Genomic DNA, 18,740 nt, shown 5'->3' with positions numbered 1-18,740 from the left:
GCACGATAGGCCGTCAGGCCCTCCGCGTCCGCAACGGCTCACCCGCCTCGTGCAGGTGCCGCAGGGCCTGGCCGTACGACTCGATCAGGCCGCACTCCAGGTAGGGGATGCCCAGTTCCGCGCAGTACCTCCTGACGATGGGCTGGGCGTGACGCAGGTTGGGGGCCGGCATGCCGGGGAACAGGTGGTGCTCGATCTGGTAGTTCAGCCCGCCGAGCAGGACGTCGACCACCCGGCCGCCGCGTACGTTGCGCGAGGTCAGCACCTGCTTCCTGAGGAAGTCGAGCCCGTCCTCGTCGGTCGGCATCGGCATCCCCTTGTGGTTGGGGGCGAAGGTGCAGCCCAGGTAGACGCCGAAGACCGCCTGGTGCACGAGCAGGAAGGCCACCGCCCTGCCCGGCGAGAGCACGGCGAACAGCGCGCCGAGATAGGCCACGACGTGTACGGCCAGCAGCGCCGCCTCAAGCCCCCTGCGCCGCAGGCTGGGGCGGGCCAGCGCCCTGAAGCTCGAAACGTGCAGGTTGAACCCCTCCAGGGTGAGCAGCGGGAAGAACAGGTAGGCCTGCCACCCGCCGATGAGCCTGGCCAGTCCCCGGCTCTCGACCGCCTGCTCCCTCGACCAGACCAGGGCGTCCGGGGCGACGTCGGGGTCGTGGTCGGCGTGGTTGGGGTTGGCGTGGTGGCGGGTGTGCTTGTCCATCCACCAGCCGTAACTCATGCCGATCGCCAGGTTGCCCGCGACCAGACCGGCGGCCTCCGCGGCGCTTCTGGCGCGCAGGACCTGCCGGTGGGCCAGGTCGTGGGCGACCAGCGCGACCTGGGCGAACACCACGGCGAGGAAGACCGCGACGAGGAGCTGGTACCAGGAGTCGCCGACCGTGAGGAAGGCCGCCCAGCCCGCGACGTAGAGGCCGCCGACGATCCCCAGGCGCAGGACGTAGTGACCCGGCCGTGGATTCATCAGCCCCGCCTCCGTGACGCGACGCGACAGGCGCGCGAAGTCGCTGCCCCTGGCGCTCCTGAGCATGGTCGTTTCGGTCACACTTCCCCCTATATCCGTGGAGTGCCGGGGTGGCACCCGCCACAGGATCGCGGCAGCGGCCGGGGGCGCGGACCCCCGCCGCCACCCCGGATCGTGGTAGTGCTGGCCCCACCCCTGATGCACCGGTTATGAGGGGTTTCGCAGGGAGATCAGGGGTTTACCAGCCAATTGAGGCTTCTGTTACTGGCAGGATGGTGCCCCATGACTTCGGGGACGTCGTGGGCGATCAGGACGGCGGCCGTGTTCACGGCCCTGGCGGCGAGCGCGGGGTGCGCGGCGGGGACCGGCGGCGACGCGAGGCCGGGCACGGGCGGGCGGGCCGCCGGGGAATCCTCCGCGAGGACGACCCCCACCACGGCCCCGGCCCGCCCGCAGGGCCCGCCCGGCGTGCTGCCCAGGCCCGGGGAGGTCGGCAGGATCCCCCGGCCCGCCGACGGGCTGCCGCCGGTGATCAGCTCGATCCCGACCACCAGGAAGGTGGTCTTCCTCACCATCGACGACGGCTGGGAGCAGGACCCCGGCTTCCTCGCGCGGGTCCGCGACCGGCGGATCCCGATCACGGCCTTCGTCACCCGCGACGCCGTCGAGGCCAGGGGCACGACCGACCCGACCGCCCAGGGCGGCAGGTTCCTCGGCGCGGGCAAGTGGGGCTACATGCGCGACCTGCGCGACGCGGGGGCGCCGATCGAGAACCACACCCTGACCCACCCGAACCTGCCCACGCTGGGCTACGCGGGACAGCGGGCCGAGATCTGCGGCACCTCCACGGTGATCCGCAGGCAGACGGGCAGGAGGCCCACGCTCCTGCGCCCGCCGTTCGGCAACCAGAACTCCCTGACCCGTAAGGCCGCCAAGTCCTGCGGCGTCGACGCCCTGCTGCTGTGGACCGCGACCGTGCAGCCCGGCGGGAAGATCGCCTACCAGGTGCCGGACAAGAAGCTGCGCCCGGGAGACGTCCTGCTGATGCACTTCAGGCCCAACCTGTCGCGGGACTTCCGCATCCTGGTCGACAAGATCGAACGCAGGGGCTTCGAGCTCGGCAACCTGGACGCCTACCTGAAGGCGGCGCTGCGTTAGGGCCTGTTCCGCGGACCTTCACGCCCACCGCGGCCGCCCGGCCGACGGCCCGCGGAACAGGTCCCGGTCATCCGCGCGGGGAGGATCGTCCCGGTCTCGGTGAGGAGGCGGGTCCGCCGCCCGGCGTACGCCGGAGTCATTCCGGCGGCTGACGACCCGTGGGGGTCACGTGACCGACGATGGTCGTGTGCTCGCGGGACCTGGTGACCCGCGAGCCCTCCCCGGCGGGTGGGGCGCGCACCTCGCCCGCCGGGACGACCGGGGCCCGGAGCCCCGGTGGCACGGGGAAAGCAGGCGCCGCGAGCCGGAGGGGACGATCTTGGTCCGGAGGAGATGTGCGGTCTCCCACCGGCCATGTGACAGAGATCGCATGTGCTCGCGGCGCCAACCCCTCTCAATGCTCTACACCTTGTAGTACTACTAGTAGTAGAACTACGAGTTGTAGAGCTCCAGCCCGCGAGGGGAAGATGGACGCACTAGACCTGGCACGGTGGCAGTTCGGGGTCACCACCGTTTATCACTTTCTTTTCGTACCTCTGACGATCGGCCTCGGCGTCTTCGTGGCCGGGTTGCAGACCGCCTGGCACCGTACCGGCAAGGAGCACTACCTGAGGTTGACGAAGTTCTTCGGGAAGTTGTTCCTGATCAACTTCGCGATGGGCGTGGTCACCGGCATCGTGCAGGAATTCCAGTTCGGGATGAACTGGAGCGAGTACTCGGTCTTCGTCGGAGACGTCTTCGGCGCGCCGCTCGCCCTTGAGGCGCTGCTCGCCTTCTTCCTTGAGTCGACCTTCCTCGGCCTGTGGATCTTCGGCTGGGACCGGCTCCCCAAGCGGGTCCACCTGGCGACCATCTGGGCCGCGGTGATCGGCTCCAACCTGTCGGCCTACTTCATCCTCGCCGCGAACGCCTGGATGAAGCACCCGGTCGGCTACGAGGTCGTCGACGGCAAGGCCCGCATGACGGACCTGTGGGCGGTGCTGACCAACCCGACCGCGACCGCCCAGGTGCCCCACGTGGTGGCGGCGTCGTTCGTGGTGGCGGGCGGTTTCGTGCTGGCCGTGTGCGGATACCGCATCCTGCGGGAACGGCGCGACCCCGACCGCACCAGGCCCGTACGGCGTGGCGCGGACATGTGGCGGACCCCGGTGCGGGCGGCCCTGGTCATGACGGCGATCGCGGGAGCCGTCGTCGCGGTCAGCGGCGACACCTCCGCCAAGCTGATGTACGAGCAGCAGCCGATGAAGCTCGCCGCCGCCGAGGGGCTCAGGCACGACACCGCCGGGGCGCCCTTCTCCCCGGTGCCCGGCGTCGAGGTGCCCATGCTGCTCAGCTTCCTGGCGACCAACGACCCGCAGGCCGTGGTGCAGGGCACCGAGGACCTGCAGAAGCGCTTCACCGAGCGGTTCGGCCCGGCCGACTACCGCCCCAACCTGCCGGTGGTCTTCTGGTCCTTCCGCGTGATGATCGTCTTCGGGATGACCACGGTCGGCCTGGCCGTACTCGGCCTGTGGCTGACCCGGGGGCGCCGCCGCGGACGCCGCGGGGAGGGTCCGCCGCGTGCGGTGCCCTCGTGGCTGGCCCGCGCGTTCCTGCTCGCCCTGCCGCTGCCGACCCTCGCGATCATCGCGGGCTGGCTGCTCAGCGAGATCGGCCGCCAGCCGTGGACCGTCCAGGGTGAGCTGCTCACCGCCGCCAGCGTCTCCCCCGGCGTCGGACTCGGCCAGGTCGCCGTCTCCCTCGCCCTGTTCACCGCCCTGTACGGCGCGCTCGCGCTGGCCGAGGCCGTATTGATCGTCCGGCACGTCAAGGCGGGTCCCGAACCCGTCCCCGCGCGCCGGCCGGACGTGCCCTCCGGTGTGGGCGGGAACGCGACCGCCGAACTCCAGCCGACCCTGATGTACTGAGGCGTCAAGATCATGGAACTCACCACCTTCTGGTTCGCGATCATCGCGTTCCTGTGGACCGGCTACTTCGTCCTTGAGGGGTTCGACTTCGGAGTCGGGCTGCTCGCCCCGGTGCTCTCCAGGAACGAGGCGGAGCGCAAGCAGGTGCTCGGCACGATCGGCCCCGTCTGGGACGGCAACGAGGTCTGGCTGATCACCGCGGTCGGCGCGATGTTCGCCGCCTTCCCCGCCTGGTACGCCGGGATGCTCAGCACGTTCTACCTGCCGCTCACGCTGATCCTGGCGGGGCTCATCGTGCGCGGTGTCGGCCTTGAGTGGCGGGGCAAGGTCCAGCACGCCTCCGACCGCGCCTGGTGCGACCTGGGCGTCATGGTCGGCAGCGGGCTGACCGCCTTCCTGTGGGGCGCCGTCTTCGCCGACCTGCTGCACGGCAGCGCCCTGGCAGCGCTGGTCGGCGGGGTGTTCTCGCTGTCGGTCTGCGCGCTGCACGGCGCGGTCTTCGTCGCCCTCAAGACGACCGGAGCCGTACGGGCCAGGGCCCGACGTACCGCGATGGCGGTCTCCGCGGTCGCGGTGCCCGCCGCGGTCGTCGCCCTGTCCGGCATCCCCGCGGCCCGTACGGCCGTGGCCGACTGGACCGCCGCGCCGTGGCTGTGGGCCTGCGCGCTGACCGCGATGGCGGCCCTGGCCGCCGGGGTCGCGCTGGTCTGGCGGGGCAGGGAGGGCTGGGCGTTCACCGCGACCGCCTCCTCACTCGCGCTGGGCGGCGTCGCCCTGTTCGGCGCCCTGTGGCCCGCCCCGCTGCCCGGCCTCACCGTCGCCGGGGCGGCCTCCGGGCCGTACACGCTGGGCATGCTGACCTGGATCGGCCTGGCCGCGCTGCCCTTCGTGCTCGGCTACCAGGCCTGGTCCTACTGGGTGTTCCGCAAGAGGCTGGTCGCCGAGCCGGTCTGACCGGTCCGCCGGTCAGGGGAAGCCGAGCGGCGCAGGTCGAACAGCTCCGACGGGGAGATGGGCATCCGGTCGATCCTGATGCCCTCCGCGTCCTCGACGGCGGAGGCGATCACCGCGGAGACCGGGATGACCCCCGCCTCCCCCGCCCCCTTGACGCCGAGCGGGTTCAACGGCGACGGCGTCCGCAGATGGGCGGTCTCCACGTGGGGGACCTCGGTCGCGTACGGCATCAGGAAGTCCATGAACGAGGCGTTCAGCAACTGGCCGTGCTCGTCGTAGACCATCCGCTCGTACAGCGCGCCGCCGACGCCCTGGGCGACCCCGCCGTGGATCTGCCCCTCGACGATCATCGGGTTGATCAGGTTGCCGCAGTCGTGGACGACGGCGTAGCGCAGGATGCGGATCTCCGCGGTCAGCGGGTCGGTCTCCACGATCGCCGCGTGCATGCCGGAGGCGAAGGTCGAGCGGATCGGCGAGTAGTAGCCACGGCCCTCAAGCCCCGGCTCGTCCCCCTCGGCGACCGGCGGCCTGTCCGGGGACGGGGTGCCCGCGAACTGGGTCGCCCGGCCCGCCTCCGCGTCGAAGGCGTAGCGCAGCGGGTTGGACAGCACCGCGACCGTGGCCAGCGGCAGGCCCGTGCCCGGCGAGCCGACGACCCGCACCACCCCGTCGACGATCTCCAGGTCGCCGGGGTCGGCCTCCAGGGCGTCCGAGGCGATCCGCAGCGCCTTCTCCCTGACCTTCCCGCAGGCCAGGGCGATGGCGTTGCCGCTCATCACCGCCGCCCGCGAGGCGAACGTGCCGACCGCGTAGCCGAACCTGCGGGTGTCGCCGGTGACCACGCTGACCCGTTCGATCGGCACGCCGAGCTCGGAGGCGGCGATCTGGGCGAACACCGTCTCGTGGCCCTGACCCTGTGAGGTGAGGCCGGTCGAGACGTGCACCCGGCCGTCGGAGGTGATCTGGACGTGACCCCCCTCGTACGGCCCGACCCCGGTGCCCTCCACGTAGCAGCCGATGCCGATGCCGAGCCTGCGTCCCTGTCCCGCGGCCCGTTCCCTCAGCGCGGGGAAGTCGTCCCAGCCGACGAGTTCCTTGAGCATGCGCAGCGACGCCGGGTAGTCGCCGCTGTCGTAGATCAGCGGACGGCCGTCCTGGAAGGTCAGGCCCTGGTCGTAGGGGAACTCCTCCGGCTGGATGAAGTTGGCCTCGCGCACCGCCGTACGGTCCAGGCCCAGGTGCCGGGCGATGCGGTCCATCGTCCGTTCCATGCAGAAGACCGCCTGCGGGCGCCCCGCCCCCCGGTACGGCGTGACCTGCACGGTGTTGGTGTAGAGGGAGGAGAACTCCACCCGGTAGGCGCCCAGCCTGTAGGGGCCGGGAAGCTGGGTCGAGGTGATGATCGGCACGATGATCCCGTACGGCGTGTAGGCGCCGTGGTCGTGCAGGATCGTCACGTCGAGCCCGAGCACCCGTCCCCGGTCGTCGAAGCCGACCCGGACGTGGTGCGCCTGGGCGCGCTCGTGCGCCGAGGAGACGAAGTGCTCACGCCTGTCCTCGGTCCACCTGACCTCGTGGCCGAGCAGCATGGCGGCCCACGGGACGAGCACCTCCTCCGGCCAGGGGTGCACGATCTTGACGCCGAACCCGCCGCCCACGTCCGGGGCGACGACCTCGACCTGGGGCAGCGGCAGGCCGAGCTTGGCGGCGATCGCCATCCTGACGCTGGTGGAGGTCTGGGTGCTCGAATGCACCCGCAGCGACCGGTCCCCGGCGTCCCAGCGGGCGTGCACCCCGCGCCCCTCAAGGGGCGTGGCGGCGCTGCGCTCGATGTCCAGGCCGAACTCCAGCCGGTACGGCGCCGCCTCGATCGCCTCCCGGGCGCCCAGGCCGGTCGCCGAGCGCACCTCCTGGACCAGGTGGGCACCGACGTTGCCCGGCACGTCCCGGTGGACCAGCGTCTCGGCGCGCCTCGCCCGCTCGATGCCGACGACCGGCGTGAGCGGCTCGTAGTCGACCTCGATCAGCGCGCAGACGTCCTCGGCGAGGTAGCGGTCGCGGGCGACGACCATCACGACGGGCTCGCCGACGTGCCTGACGACGTCCCGCGCCAGCGGGCGGGCGGTGCGGCCGTGGGTCAGCGCCGGGTGCGGGATCAGCAGCGGCAGCGGCTCGGCCAGCCGGGCGGGCAGGTCCTCCCAGGTGTAGATCGCCACCAGCCCCTCGACGTCGATCGCCGCCGAGACGTCTATGTCGCGGATCACGGCGTGCGCGTGCGGGGACCTGACGAACGCCGCCTCGAAGGCGCCCTCGCCGATGTCGTCCAGGTAGCGGCCCCCGCCGGTCAGCAGCCTGGGGTCCTCCCTGCGCCGTACCGGCTCCCCGAACAGCCGTGTCGTCACCGCTCCTCCGCCAGGATCTCGGCGGCCCGGTGGACCGCTCTGACGATGTTCTGGTAGCCGGTGCACCGGCACAGGTTGCCGGAGAGCCCCTCGACGACCTCCTCCTCACCCGGCGCCGGGTTGTCGCGCAGCAGGGCGGTGACCGTGCACAGGAACCCCGGCGTGCAGAACCCGCACTGCAGGCCGTGGCACTCGGCGAAGGCCCGCTGCACCGGGGAGAGCGTGCCGTCCGGCTCCGCGAGCCCCTCCACGGTCGTCACCTCGTGCCCGTCCGCGCTCGCCGCGAACATCAGGCACGAGCGCACCGGCCGCCCGTCGAACAGCACCGTGCAGCACCCGCAGACGCCGTGCTCGCACCCGACGTGTGTGCCGGTCAGCCCGAGGTCGTGCCGCAGGCAGTCCGACAGCAGCCGCCGCCCCGGCACCGTGACCCGCCGTACGACCCCGTTGACCGTCAGGGTGATCGCGATGTCCCTCACCCGCGCGCCGCCTTCCGCTCCACTTCCTGCGCCGCCTGCCGGGCCGCCTCTGTCAGCGCCCGTTCGGCCAGCACCCCCAGCAGGTGCCGCCGGTAGTCCGCGCTCGCGTGGATGTCGGCCTCCGGTTCCGTCCCGTCCCGTACGGCCGCCGCCGCGCCCCGCCAGTCGGCCGACCCCCACGGGCGGTGGCCGCAGGCCCCGGAGACGTCCACGACCACCGGGACCGGCCCGGCGCTCACGCACGCCGCCCTGGCCGTGACGACCCGCAGGTCCTCGTCCAGGACGACCAGCGCGGCCACCCCGGCCACCGCGTAGTCGCCGTGCCGCCTGGCCACCTCGTGGAAGGCCGTGCCCGAACGCGGCGCCAGGGCGGGGAACAGCGCCGAGACGGCCAGTTCTCCCGGCCGCAGCGCCGATTCGAGGGGACCGGTGAAGAAGGCGCCCGCGGGGACCTCCCTGGTCGCGCCCGCGCTCGCCAGCCGTACCGAACCGCCGAGCAGGGCCAGCACGGCGGGCAGTTCGGCGGCGGGGTCGGCGTGCGCCAGGCTGCCGACCACGGTCCCCCGGTTGCGGATCACCGGGTGGGCGACCAGCCTGAGCGCCCTGCGCAGCAGGGGCTGTACGGCGGCGACCTGCTCGGAGTGTTCGACCTGGGCGTGCCTGGCCAGCGCGCCGACCAGGACGCCGCCGGGCCCGGCCTCCACGGTGGCCAGTTCGGTGAGCCCGTTGACGTCCACGATGTGCCGGGGATGCGTCAGGCGCATGTTCAGCATCGGGATCAGGCTCTGTCCCCCGGCGAGGACCTTGCCCTCCCGCCCGGCGGCGGCGAGGATCTCCAGCGCCTCGCCGAGGGAACGGGGGGCGTGGTAGTCGAACGGGGGAGGCTTCACCCGGCCGCCCTTCCCTCGCCCGTTCCTCCGCTGTCCTGGCCGCCTGCCGCTCCCCCGCCCTCCCGCTCTCCGCGTCGCAGCACCCGCAGCAGGTGGTAGCCGCCGACGACCACGACGGTGCCCAGCGCGATGCCCTCAAGGGTGAAGGCCGAGCCGAAGGTGTGCCTGACCGGGCCGATGGCGAGGATGATCCCCGCCCCGATCGGCACCATGTTGACCGGGTCGGAGAAGTCGACGCGGTTCTCCACCCAGATCTTCGCGCCGAGCAGGCCGATCATGCCGTAGAGGATCACCGTGATGCCGCCGAGCACACCGCCCGGGGTCGCCGCGACCAGCGCGCCGAACTTGGGGCACAGACCGAACAGGATCGCGATGAGGGCCGCGATGTAGTACGCGGCCGTCGAGTAGACCCTGGTCGCGGCCATGACGCCGATGTTCTCCGCGTAGGTGGTCGTCGGGGAGCCGCCGAAGGCGCTGGCGACGGCGGTGGCCAGGCCGTCCGCCGCGATGGCCCTGCCCAGGTAGGGGTCCACGTCGGTGCGGGTCATCTCACCGACGGCCTTGACGTGGCCGACGTTCTCCGCGACGAGCGCGATCACCGCGGGCAGCACCAGCAGCACGGCGGAGACCCTGATGTCCGGCAGGTGCGTGTCCGGCCACCCGACCCAGGCGGCGTCGGCGACCGCGGAGAGGTTCACCCTGGGATGGGTGTCGATCCGCTGGGTCACCGCGTTGTAGGCGGTGACGTCCCCGAGGACCCGGTCGGCCGCCCAGGACAGCGCGAAGCCGAGGACCAGGCCGAGCAGGATGGCGATCCGGCCGGCGAACCCCCGCAGGACCACGAGGAACAGGAAGGTCGCGGTCATCGTGACCAGCGCGATCCACTGGTCCTGCGGCCAGTAGACGTCGGCGACCACGTAGGCCAGCCCGAAGCCGATCAGCATGACGACCGCACCGGTGACGACCGGCGGGAAGACCCGGTTGATGACCTGCACGCCCAGCCGATGTACGGCGAGGCCGACCAGGGCCAGCACCAGCCCGACGACGAGGACGGCGCCGGTGACGACCGCGTCGGCCGCGGGCGTGTCCCCGCCGTACAGGGACCTGATGGCGAGCACCCCGCCGACGAAGGAGGCGCTGGTGCCGAGGTAGCTGGGGATCCTGCCGTTCACGACGAGCAGGAACATGATCGTCGCGACGCCGGAGAACATGATGGCGATGTTGGGGTCGAGACCCATGACCAGCGGGAAGACGAACGTCGCGCCGAACATCGCCACGACGTGCTGCGCGCCGAAGCCGACCATGCGCGGCCAGGACATCCGCTCGTCCGGTTTGACGACCTCACCGGGTGCGAGGGTCCTGCCGTCCCCGTGTTTGGTCCACCCCGCAACCATCAAGCCCCACCTCTCACCGGGCCGTCGGTCGGCGGCCGCCCCGCAGGCTTCCCTCCGGCGAACTCCCATGCCGTCGTCGCGGCCCACGCCACGGACGGGCGAGGGTCTACGGAGGGTTTCCCGTAGGCACCACGTGCGAAACCCAGCTGTGTGATCATGGGGAGGTTGGAGAGATTGGTCAGAGAACTCCCGGTACGACCATGTGATGCAGTACGGTGAGTGGCGCTTTCGCGACTTTGAGTGAACCGTCCTGATCGGCCCCAGAGAAGAGTAGGCGCGCCCCCATGCAGGCTTTCACGCTGCCCGGCTTCTACATCCCGTACCCCGCCAGGCTCAATCCGCATCTGGAACGTGCCCGCGCGCACAGCAACGCCTGGGCCCGCGAGATGGGCATGCTCGACTCCCCCAAGCCCGGTGGCGGTCTTGTCTGGGACGAGCAGGCGCTGGCGAAGATGGACTACGCGCTGATGTGCGCCTACACCCACCCCGACTGCGACGGCCCCGCCCTGGACCTGATCACCGACTGGTACGTCTGGGTGTTCTTCTTCGACGACCACTTCCTTGAGCACTTCAAGCACTCGCGTGACCTGCGCGGCGCCAAGGCGCACCTCGACCGGCTCGAACTGTTCATGACCGTGGACGGCCAGGAGCCGCCCGAGCCGGAGAACCCCGCGGAGGCCGGGCTGAAGGACCTGTGGAGGCGGACGATCCCCTCGATGTCGGCCGGGTGGCGGCGGCGGTTCATCACCAGCACGCACAACCTGATGATCGAGTCGATGTGGGAGCTGCACAACATCGACCAGGGCAGGATCGCCAACCCCATCGAGTACATCCAGATGCGGCGCAGGGTCGGCGGGGCACCCTGGTCGGCCAACCTCGTCGAGTACGCCGTCGGCGCCGAGATCCCCGACGTCCTGGCCGGGACCAGGCCGCTGCACGTGCTGTGCGACACCTTCTCCGACGCCGTGCACCTGCGCAACGACCTGTTCTCCTACCAGCGCGAGGTCCGCGAGGAGGGGGAGAACTCCAACGCGGTCCTGGTCTTCGAGCGCTTCCTCGACTGCCCGACCCAGGAGGCCGCCGAACTGGTCAACGAACTGCTGACCTCACGGCTGCTGCAGTTCGAGGACACCGCGCTCGCCGAGATCCCGGCGCTGCTGGCCGAGCACGCCCTGCCCCCGGACGAGCAGGTCGCGGTCGGCCTGTACGTCAAGGGCCTGCAGGACTGGCAGTCGGGCGGCCACGAGTGGCACGCCAGGTCGAGCCGCTACATGAACGAGGGGGCCGTCACCTCCCCCGGCGTCTCCAGGGGGCCGCTCGGCCTGGGCACCTCGGCCGCGCGGCTGCCGACCGCGACGCTGACGCCGGGCCTGGCCCGCAGGACGCGCCAGCAGTCCCACCGGCCCTTCGAGCCGGTCGGGCACCTGCCGCTGCCCGACTTCCACATGCCCTATCCCGTCCGCATCAGCCCCCACCTGGACGCCGCCCGCCGCGACTCGGTCGGCTGGGCGCGCCGGGTCGGCCTGTTCGACGCGATCCCCGGAGTCGAGGCCGGCGGCGTCTGGGACGAGCGGCGTTTCCTGCTCTTCGACCTGGCGCACTGCGCCTCGATGATCCACGCCGACGCGAGTCTCGAACAGCTCAACCTGTCGTCCGACTGGCTGTCCTGGGGCACCTACGGCGACGACTACTACCCCGTGGTCTTCGGCGCCTCCCGTGACCTGGCCGCGGCCAAGCTCTGCGACGAGCGGCTCGGCCTGTTCATGCCGATCGACCTGGGCGCGGTCCCCGAGCCGCTCAACCCGCTCGAACGGGGCCTGGCCGACCTGTGGCACCGTACGGCCGCGCCGATGAACGAGGCCGCCAGGCGTGACTTCCGCGCGGCGATCGAGGCGATGACCAGCAGCTGGCTGTGGGAGCTGGGCAACCAGACGGGCAACCGGGTCCCCGACCCCGTCGACTACGTCGAGATGCGCCGCGACACGTTCGGCTCCGGCCTGACGATGAGCCTGGCCAAGCTCGCGCACTACGACCTGGTGCCCGCCGAGCTGTACCACACCAGGGTGATGCGTGAGCTGGACACCGCCGCCCAGGACTACGCGACCTTCACCAACGACCTGTTCTCCTACCAGAAGGAGGTCGAGTTCGAGGGTGAGGTCCACAACATGGTGCTGGTCGTGGAGAACTTCCTCCAGGTGGACCGGCTGACCGCCAGGGACGTCGTGGCGGACCTGATGACGGCGCGGATGCGGCAGTTCCAGCACATCGTCGAGGAGGACCTGCCCGCGATGTTCGAGGAGTTCGGCCTCGGCGACGAGGTCCGCGGCGTCCTCACCCGGCACGCCGACGGCCTCAAGGAGTGGATGTCGGGAATCCTGGAGTGGCACCGCAGGTGCGCGCGGTACACCGAGGCCGAGCTGCGCCGCCACCACCACGGCTCCGTGTCCGCGGTGGTGCCCGCGACGGTGGTCTCCCGGTTCCTGCCCTCGGGGCCGGGCACCTCGGCGCTGCGCCTGCGCCCCGCCGCCGTGCCCTCCTCCCCCGCACCGGCTCCGGCGGCCCCGGCCCCGGCGGGGGTCGCCGCGTTCAGGAGGCCCTCCGGGCTCGGCACGTCCGCGGCCAGGCTCTCCCCGGTCTCCGTGCCGTCCCCCTCGGGGAGCGGCCCGGCGTGACGGTCAGCCGCCGGGGGCGACCACGTGGATCTCGAAGCCGTCCCCGGCGACGACCTGTCCGGCGCGGATCTTGCAGGTCTTGCGGAGCTCGACCCGCCCGTCGACCGTCACGTTGCCCTCGGCGATGAAGTGCTTGGCCTGGCCGCCCGTGTCGGTCACGGCGCAGTACTTCAGCAGGTCGCACAACGGGATGTAGTCGGTTTCCAGCTCAAAGGTCTCGTCCACGCCCGTGAGTCTAGATGCCCCGCATCCGCAGGACGTGCAGGGCCAGGGTCAGGTTCAGCCGCAGATGGGCGTCCTCGGTGAAGTCGCCCAGCATCCGTTCCAGCTTGCCGATCCGGTAGCGCAGGGTGTTGTAGTGGAAGTGCAGCCGCCTGGCCGTCTCCGCGACGTTGAGGTTGGTCTCCAGCAGCACCTGCAGGGTCCTGCGCAGGTCGCCGTTGTCGGCGTCGGTGTCGGAGGCGAGCGGGCCGAGGGTCTCACGGACGAAGGCGTGCAGTTCCTCGGTGTCGCTGACCAGGGAGAGCAGCCGGTAGACCCCCAGCTGGTCGAAGTGGGCGACCGCGCCGGGACCGTGGAGCTGGCGGCCGACCCTGGCGGCCTTCACGGCCTGGCCGTACGCCTCCGGCAGGACCTCGATCCCGGCGGCCGTCCGGCTCGCGCCGGTCGAGAAGGTCGCGGGCAGGCACTCGGCGAACGCGGCGACGGCGTCCCTGGCCAGGCGGGTGGTGTCCACGGCGGCGTCCACGACCGCGACGACCTCGTGGGAGAAGCCCGCGACCGCGCCGTGCCCGTCGTGACGGCGCATCGCGCTGGTCCAGCAGGTGACCAGCCTGTCCTGGGCGACGCGTTCGTCGCCGTCCGGGTCGAGTTCGGCGACCAGGACGGTCACCGGGCGCCGCAGGTCCCAGCCGAAGGCCTTGGCCCGCGCGGCGACCCGTTCGGCGCTGCCCGCCCTGCCGGTGAGCACGTCGCGCAGGAAGTCGGCGCGGTACTTGCTCTCGACGGCGTTCACCGCCTCCTGCCTGGTGATCACGAGCGCGGCCACGGTGGCCGCGCGCTCCAGGATGCCGATGTCGTTCTCCCCCGGCCTCGGCGGGGCGCAGGCGACGATCCGCCCGTGGTGGTGGCCGCCCGCGACGACGGGGACGAAAAGGTGTTCCCCCCGGTCCCGCGCTCCCGACGCGCGCAGCCCGGCCACCTGCTCGGCGGGCCCCGCCGCGGCCAGCACCTGCCCCGCCCCGTCCAGTACGGCGACGGCGGCGCCGAGCAGCCCGGCCACCTCCTCGGTCACCTCGCCCAGCCCGCCACCCGCGAGCACGACCTGGACCAGCGCCCGGTGCGCCTCCTCCGCCCTGGCCAGCGCCGCGGCCTGCCGGTTGAGGATGTCGGTGAGGACCTGGTTGAGGATGTCGTCGAAGCCGACGTCCTCGGGGAGCTGGATGAGCGGGAACCCGAGCCGGTCGGCCTGTTCGACCATCTCCTCGGGCAGCCGGTCCAGATAGCGGCCGAGTTTGATGCCCAGCGCGGCCAGGCCGCGTTCGTCCAGGTCGCTGACCAGCCGGTCGAGTGACTGCGGGGTGTTGCGCAGCGGGTAGCCGGTGGTGAGCAGCAACTCGTTCGGCTTCACCCAGGCGAGGATGTCGGGAACCTCCATGACGTTGAGCCGCTGCACGATCCTGCCGAGGCCGCGTCCTCCGGCCAGCAGCCTGGCCCCGGCGAGTGTCGAGGCGCCCAGTACCTCGCCTACGGCCACGCCGTGGGTGATGGTTCCGGTGCTCGCCAGCCGTACAGGAGGTTCCATGACGTGATTGTCACCGATAAGGCCGTCTGTCAGGAAGAACCAACCTTTGGGGTTTCTGTTGGCACCTTTCTCCGTACGGCGAGCTCGCCGGGCGTTCTACCGTCGGCTCAGTGGAACGGGGGCGTCCTGGCCGGTCACAGCCGCGCGACACGGTGACGACACGACCGCGGCACAAGCACGGCACAGCACGGCACGGTGAAAGGCAGGCGAGGGCTCATGACCGTCGGAGCGCGTCCGAGGGCCCGGCGGAGCCGGGGCGTCCAGCCAGGACATGTACGGGCGCACGCGACGGGCGCGGCCGGCACGGCCCTGCGCGCGCTGCTGGAGTCGCCCCGCCGCCCCGCGCGGGTGCTCGCGGCCTTCCCCGCCGGGATCTACCTTGAGGTCCGCACGGAGCTGGAACCCCACGTGGTCGCGGTGCTCTCGGGGGACGCGGTCCGGCTGCCCAACGCGATGGTGATCAACGGCCCGATGCCCCGGGTCGCCGTGGGCGAGGAGGCGTGGGTCGGTGACGGTTCCATCGAGCTCGGCGGCCTCGGCCTGCGGGCGCACCGCTGGTGGGACGCGGCGCCGCCGCTCGGTCCCGTCGAGCCCGCGCTGCTGGCCTCCTGGCTGCCGGTGCTTTCCGGACTGTGCGAGCGTTCGCCGAGACGTCCCGGGCTTGAGGGCAACGACGCCGCCGTACGGCTCGCGCTCGGGTGCGCGGAGGGTTCGCTGCTGCGCGGCGTCACGGCCGCCGAGCAGCTCGTGGGTCTCGGCCCCGGCCTCACCCCGAGCGGTGACGACATGATCGCCGGGCTGCTGGTCGCGCTGCGCCATCTCGGCACCGCCTCGGGCGTCGGCCGGGCCGTGTGGCTGGCCGACTGGCTGGCCGCGGCGGTCACCTTCGAAGCCCGTGAGCGGACGACGCCCATCTCCGCGGCGCTGCTGCACTGCGCCGCCAGGGGTGAGGCGTGCGGGGAGGTGCTGGCCGTACTGCGGGGCCTGGCCGGGCGGCAGGCGCTCGAACCCGCGCTGCACCGGCTGTTCCAGATCGGCCACACCTCGGGAGCCGACCTGGCGTGGGGGGTGCGCGCCGGTCTCGCCGCGGTGGCCGGGCTTGCGGGAGCGGGCCGTTGAGCGCCGACCTGGTCCGGGTGCGCCCCGGGGTCTACCACGACTCGGTGAGCCTCATGCGGGTCAGCGGGGCCCTGTCGGCGCTGCCCGGGATCGAGGTGGCGGTGGTGGCGATGGCCACCGAACTGAACCTCGGCCTCGCCGCCGGGCTGGGTTTCGCGCTGCCCGAGGCGGGACAGGGCGACCTGCTGGTCGCGCTGCGCGGCGCGGGCCCCGATGACCTGGAGACGGCGCGCGCCGAGCTGGACCGGCTGCTCACGGACCTCACCGTACGAACCGTTCAGGGAGGCGGCGGGGAACGGCCCGCGCGCACCGTGCGCTCGGCGGCGCTGCGCGGGGCCGGTGAGAGCGGTGAAGGCGCTGCCACGCTGGCGCTGGTCTCGGTGCCGGGGCCCTACGCGTTCGCCGAGGCGATGGACGCGATCGAGGCCGGTCTCTCGGTGATGATCTTCAGCGACAACGTCCCCGTCGAGCAGGAGGCGCTGCTCAAGAGGCGCGCGGCCGAGCTGGGCCCGCTGGTCATGGGGCCGGACTGCGGCACCGCGGTGGTCTGCGGCGCGGGTCTCGGTTTCGCGAACGTGCTGCGGCCCGGTCCCGTCGGCGTCGTCGCCGCCTCGGGGACGGGCGCCCAGCAGGTGACCTGTCTGCTGGACCTGGCCGGTGTCGGGGTCAGCCACGTGCTCGGCGTCGGCGGCAGGGACCTGTCCGCCGAGGTCGCCGGGCTGTCCACACTGCGTGCCCTGGCGGCGCTCGACGCCGACCCCTCGACCGAGCTGATCGTGCTGGTCTCCAAACCGCCCGCCCCCGAGACCGGCCTGGCCGTACGGCGGGCCACGCGGGCGCTGTCCACCCCGGTCGTGACGGCGCTGCTCGGGTCCGGCTGTGACCTCGACTGTGACCTCGACGGCGGCTCCGGGGGCGGCCCCGGCGACCTGACCCACGCGGCGGAGGCCGTACTGCGGGCCCTGGGTGTCCCGGTCCCGGTGTGGCCCTCGTGGCCCGCACCCGTGAGCCCGCGGGCGGGCCCCGCCGGGACGCTGCGCGGCGTCTACTCGGGGGGCACGCTGTGCGCGGAGGCGAGGACGGTCGCCGGGACCGGGGAGTTCACCGACTTCGGCGACGACGTCTACACCCGGGGCAGGGCGCACCCGATGATCGACCCCTCCCTGCGCCTTGAGGCCCTCGCACGGGTGCCTGCGGGGGACGTCGCGCTGCTCGACGTGGTCCTCGGACACGCCGCCGACCCCGACCCGGCCGCCGGGCTCGCCTCCGGGATCGCCTCGGCCGTGGCCCGGGGCGTGCCGGTCGTGGTGGCGCTGGTCGGCTCGCGTGACGACCCGCAGGGGCTGACCGCCCAGGCGGAGGCGCTGCGGGCGGCGGGCGCCTCGGTCTTCGTCTCCAACGCCCACGCGGCCGGGTACGCGGCGGCCCTTCTGGCGGGTGCGCGGTGACTCCGGCGACTCCGGCGACTCCGGCTTTGCTGCCCGCCCTCCACGGGGAGCCCAGGGTGGTCACGGCCGGGGCCGAGGTGTTCGGGGAGGCTCTGGACGCGCAGGCCGTACCGAGGATGGCCGTCGACTGGCGTCCGCCGCTGCCGGGCACCGGGGACGACGTCGCACGGGTGCTGGCCGACCCCCGCAGGTCCCGCGCGAACGCGACGGCGCTCGGCCGCATGACGTCGGCCAGGCCCCACCTCGTGGGGGTACGGCGGGCGGGTGAGGCCCTCGGCCTGCCGCCGGGCACGTTCCTGCACGCGGGCCCGCCGATCCGCTGGGAACGCGCCTCGGGACCGCTGCGCGGCGCGCTCACCGGGGCGGTGCTGCTCGAAGGACTGGCCGGGGACCCCGAGGAGGCGCTGCGGCTGCTCGAACAGGGGCGTGTCCGCCTTGAGCCCTGCCACGGGTGGGGCGCGGTCGGGCCGATGGCGGGCGTGGTCAGCCCGTCCATGTGGATGTTCGAGGTGCGTGACGAGGAGAACGGCGGCACCGCCTGCTGCTCGCTCAACGAGGGCCTGGGCAGGGTGCTGCGCTACGGCGCCTACGACGACGGGGTGCTGCGGCGGCTGCGCTGGATGGGCGAGGTGCTCGGCCCCGCGCTGCGCGAGACGCTGCGGGCGTCCGGGCCGCTCGACCTCGGGGCGCTGATGGCGCAGGCCCTGCAGATGGGCGACGAGCTGCACAACCGCAACCGCGCCGCCACCTCGCTGCTGGTGCGGGAGCTGGCCTGCGGCCTGGTCGAGACGGCTCCCCTGCACGCGGCCGAGGTGCTGCGCTTCGTCGGCGGCAACGACCACTTCTTCCTCAACGCGGCCATGGCGGCGTGCAAGGTGAGCGCGGACGCCGCCAGGGACGTCCCCGGCTCCAGCCTCGTCGTGGCGATGGCCCGCAACGGCACCGACTTCGGCGTGCAGGTCTCCGGGCTCGGCGAGCGCTGGTTCACCGGCCCCGCCGCCGTGCCCGACGGTCTCTACCTCGGCGCGTACGGCCCGCGGGACGCCAACCCCGACATCGGTGACTCCACGATCACCGAGACGGCGGGCCTGGGCGGCTTCGCGATGGCGGCGGCCCCGGCGATCGTCCGGTTCGTCGGCGGGGAGGTGGCCGCCGCGACGGAGGCGACCCTCTCCATGTACGAGATCACCCTCGCCGAACACCCGGTCTACCGGATCCCCGGGCTCGGTTTCCGCGGCACCCCGGTCGGCGTGGACGTGACGCTGGTCGCCAGGACCGGCCTGCTGCCGGTCGTCAACACCGGCATCGCGGGCAGGGTCGCGGGCACGGGACAGGTCGGCGCGGGCCTGGTGACCCCGCCCGTCTCGGCCTTCACCTCCGCGCTGGCCGCGCTCGCCGAGGTCGCCGAGGTCGCCGTCACCGAGGTCGCTGCCACCGGCGGGCCGCCGACTTCCGTTGCCTGACACGATCCCGATATCGTGTCCAACCTTGCGCATAGGGTTGGTTGCGGGGACGAGGCAGGACGACCGATCGTCTGCCGGGAGGGCCCCCC

At 72.6% G+C, this 18,740-nt stretch carries 14 protein-coding genes; 7 read left to right on the top strand and 7 right to left on the bottom strand.

Features of this window, described 5'->3' with window-relative positions; translation table 11 throughout:
• Window positions 1-13: 13 nt before the first annotated feature.
• Window positions 14-961, bottom strand: coding sequence for a fatty acid desaturase family protein (locus tag ABT340_RS15270; RefSeq protein WP_352011724.1), 948 nt, complete (start codon window positions 959-961; stop codon window positions 14-16).
• A 282-nt stretch (window positions 962-1,243) separates the two neighbouring features.
• On the opposite strand from ABT340_RS15270, the gene ABT340_RS15265 reads away from it, so the two are divergent.
• From ABT340_RS15265 to cydB, 3 genes are all read left to right on the top strand, one after another.
• Window positions 1,244-2,119 carry a polysaccharide deacetylase family protein gene (locus ABT340_RS15265; RefSeq protein WP_352011351.1) on the top strand — a complete coding sequence of 292 codons (876 nt, stop codon included), beginning with the start codon at window positions 1,244-1,246 and terminating at the stop codon, window positions 2,117-2,119.
• A gap of 467 nt (window positions 2,120-2,586) precedes the next feature.
• Complete coding sequence (locus ABT340_RS15260) at window positions 2,587-4,026, top strand: cytochrome ubiquinol oxidase subunit I (protein WP_352011350.1); 1,440 nt, start codon at window positions 2,587-2,589, stop codon at window positions 4,024-4,026.
• A gap of 12 nt (window positions 4,027-4,038) precedes the next feature.
• A complete protein-coding gene (gene cydB, locus ABT340_RS15255; protein WP_352011349.1) occupies window positions 4,039-4,980 on the top strand; it encodes a cytochrome d ubiquinol oxidase subunit II in 942 nt (313 codons plus the stop codon).
• Here cydB and cutA read toward each other — a convergent pair.
• The 4 genes from cutA to ABT340_RS15235 are packed head-to-tail and all read right to left on the bottom strand — an operon-like array spanning window position 4,938 to window position 10,145.
• Window positions 4,938-7,382, bottom strand: coding sequence for an aerobic carbon-monoxide dehydrogenase large subunit (gene cutA, locus ABT340_RS15250; RefSeq protein ID WP_352011348.1), 2,445 nt, complete (start codon window positions 7,380-7,382; stop codon window positions 4,938-4,940). The genes cydB and cutA overlap by 43 nt on opposite strands.
• Window positions 7,379-7,861 carry a (2Fe-2S)-binding protein gene (locus ABT340_RS15245; protein WP_449343619.1) on the bottom strand — a complete coding sequence of 161 codons (483 nt, stop codon included), beginning with the start codon at window positions 7,859-7,861 and terminating at the stop codon, window positions 7,379-7,381. The genes cutA and ABT340_RS15245 overlap by 4 nt, the downstream gene beginning before the upstream one ends.
• A complete protein-coding gene (locus ABT340_RS15240; protein ID WP_352011347.1) occupies window positions 7,858-8,751 on the bottom strand; it encodes an FAD binding domain-containing protein in 894 nt (297 codons plus the stop codon). Before ABT340_RS15240 ends, ABT340_RS15245 begins: the two co-directional genes overlap by 4 nt.
• Entirely contained in the window at window positions 8,748-10,145 is a 1,398-nt protein-coding gene (locus tag ABT340_RS15235) for a uracil-xanthine permease family protein (RefSeq protein WP_352011346.1), read from the bottom strand. The genes ABT340_RS15240 and ABT340_RS15235 overlap by 4 nt, the downstream gene beginning before the upstream one ends.
• A gap of 284 nt (window positions 10,146-10,429) precedes the next feature.
• Here ABT340_RS15235 and ABT340_RS15230 point away from each other — a divergent pair, with 284 nt between their 5' ends.
• Complete coding sequence (locus ABT340_RS15230) at window positions 10,430-12,817, top strand: terpene synthase family protein (RefSeq protein ID WP_352011345.1); 2,388 nt, start codon at window positions 10,430-10,432, stop codon at window positions 12,815-12,817.
• A 3-nt stretch (window positions 12,818-12,820) separates the two neighbouring features.
• Here ABT340_RS15230 and ABT340_RS15225 read toward each other — a convergent pair whose 3' ends face one another.
• Both ABT340_RS15225 and ABT340_RS15220 read right to left on the bottom strand, forming a co-directional pair.
• On the bottom strand, window positions 12,821-13,042 hold the full coding sequence (locus ABT340_RS15225; protein ID WP_352011344.1) for an RNA-binding S4 domain-containing protein: 222 nt from the start codon (window positions 13,040-13,042) through the stop codon (window positions 12,821-12,823).
• Between the two features lie 10 nt (window positions 13,043-13,052).
• A complete protein-coding gene (locus tag ABT340_RS15220; protein ID WP_352011343.1) occupies window positions 13,053-14,621 on the bottom strand; it encodes a PucR family transcriptional regulator in 1,569 nt (522 codons plus the stop codon).
• A gap of 216 nt (window positions 14,622-14,837) precedes the next feature.
• Here ABT340_RS15220 and ABT340_RS15215 point away from each other — a divergent pair, with 216 nt between their 5' ends.
• The 3 genes from ABT340_RS15215 to ABT340_RS15205 are packed head-to-tail and all read left to right on the top strand — an operon-like array spanning window position 14,838 to window position 18,651.
• Window positions 14,838-15,740, top strand: a complete 903-nt coding sequence (locus tag ABT340_RS15215) for an oxamate carbamoyltransferase subunit AllH family protein (protein ID WP_352011342.1) — start codon at window positions 14,838-14,840, stop codon at window positions 15,738-15,740.
• A complete protein-coding gene (locus ABT340_RS15210) occupies window positions 15,737-17,188 on the top strand; it encodes an AllF/FdrA family protein (protein WP_352011341.1) in 1,452 nt (483 codons plus the stop codon). Before ABT340_RS15215 ends, ABT340_RS15210 begins: the two co-directional genes overlap by 4 nt.
• Window positions 17,185-18,651, top strand: a complete 1,467-nt coding sequence (locus ABT340_RS15205) for a YlbE family protein (RefSeq protein WP_352011340.1) — start codon at window positions 17,185-17,187, stop codon at window positions 18,649-18,651. Before ABT340_RS15210 ends, ABT340_RS15205 begins: the two co-directional genes overlap by 4 nt.
• The last annotated feature ends 89 nt before the right edge of the window (window positions 18,652-18,740 follow it).

Origin of the sequence: Streptosporangium sp. NPDC000239 (assembly GCF_040300765.1) — a bacterium.
Classification (GTDB): domain Bacteria; phylum Actinomycetota; class Actinomycetes; order Streptosporangiales; family Streptosporangiaceae; genus Streptosporangium.
The sequence above is the reverse complement of the archived record's forward strand: the minus strand, read 5'-3'. Positions and strand labels throughout refer to the sequence as shown.

Bases quoted from the DNA above. Each gene is read 5' to 3' on its own strand.
- ABT340_RS15270 (WP_352011724.1), bottom strand. From the start codon at position 961: ATGAATCCACGGCCGGGTCACTACGTCCTGCGCCTGGGGATCGTCGGC.
- ABT340_RS15260 (WP_352011350.1), top strand. From the start codon at position 2,587: ATGGACGCACTAGACCTGGCACGGTGGCAGTTCGGGGTCACCACCGTT.
- ABT340_RS15230 (WP_352011345.1), top strand. From the start codon at position 10,430: ATGCAGGCTTTCACGCTGCCCGGCTTCTACATCCCGTACCCCGCCAGG.
- cydB (WP_352011349.1), top strand. From the start codon at position 4,039: ATGGAACTCACCACCTTCTGGTTCGCGATCATCGCGTTCCTGTGGACC.
- ABT340_RS15215 (WP_352011342.1), top strand. From the start codon at position 14,838: ATGACCGTCGGAGCGCGTCCGAGGGCCCGGCGGAGCCGGGGCGTCCAG.
- ABT340_RS15235 (WP_352011346.1), bottom strand. From the start codon at position 10,145: ATGGTTGCGGGGTGGACCAAACACGGGGACGGCAGGACCCTCGCACCC.
- ABT340_RS15220 (WP_352011343.1), bottom strand. From the start codon at position 14,621: ATGGAACCTCCTGTACGGCTGGCGAGCACCGGAACCATCACCCACGGC.
- ABT340_RS15265 (WP_352011351.1), top strand. From the start codon at position 1,244: ATGACTTCGGGGACGTCGTGGGCGATCAGGACGGCGGCCGTGTTCACG.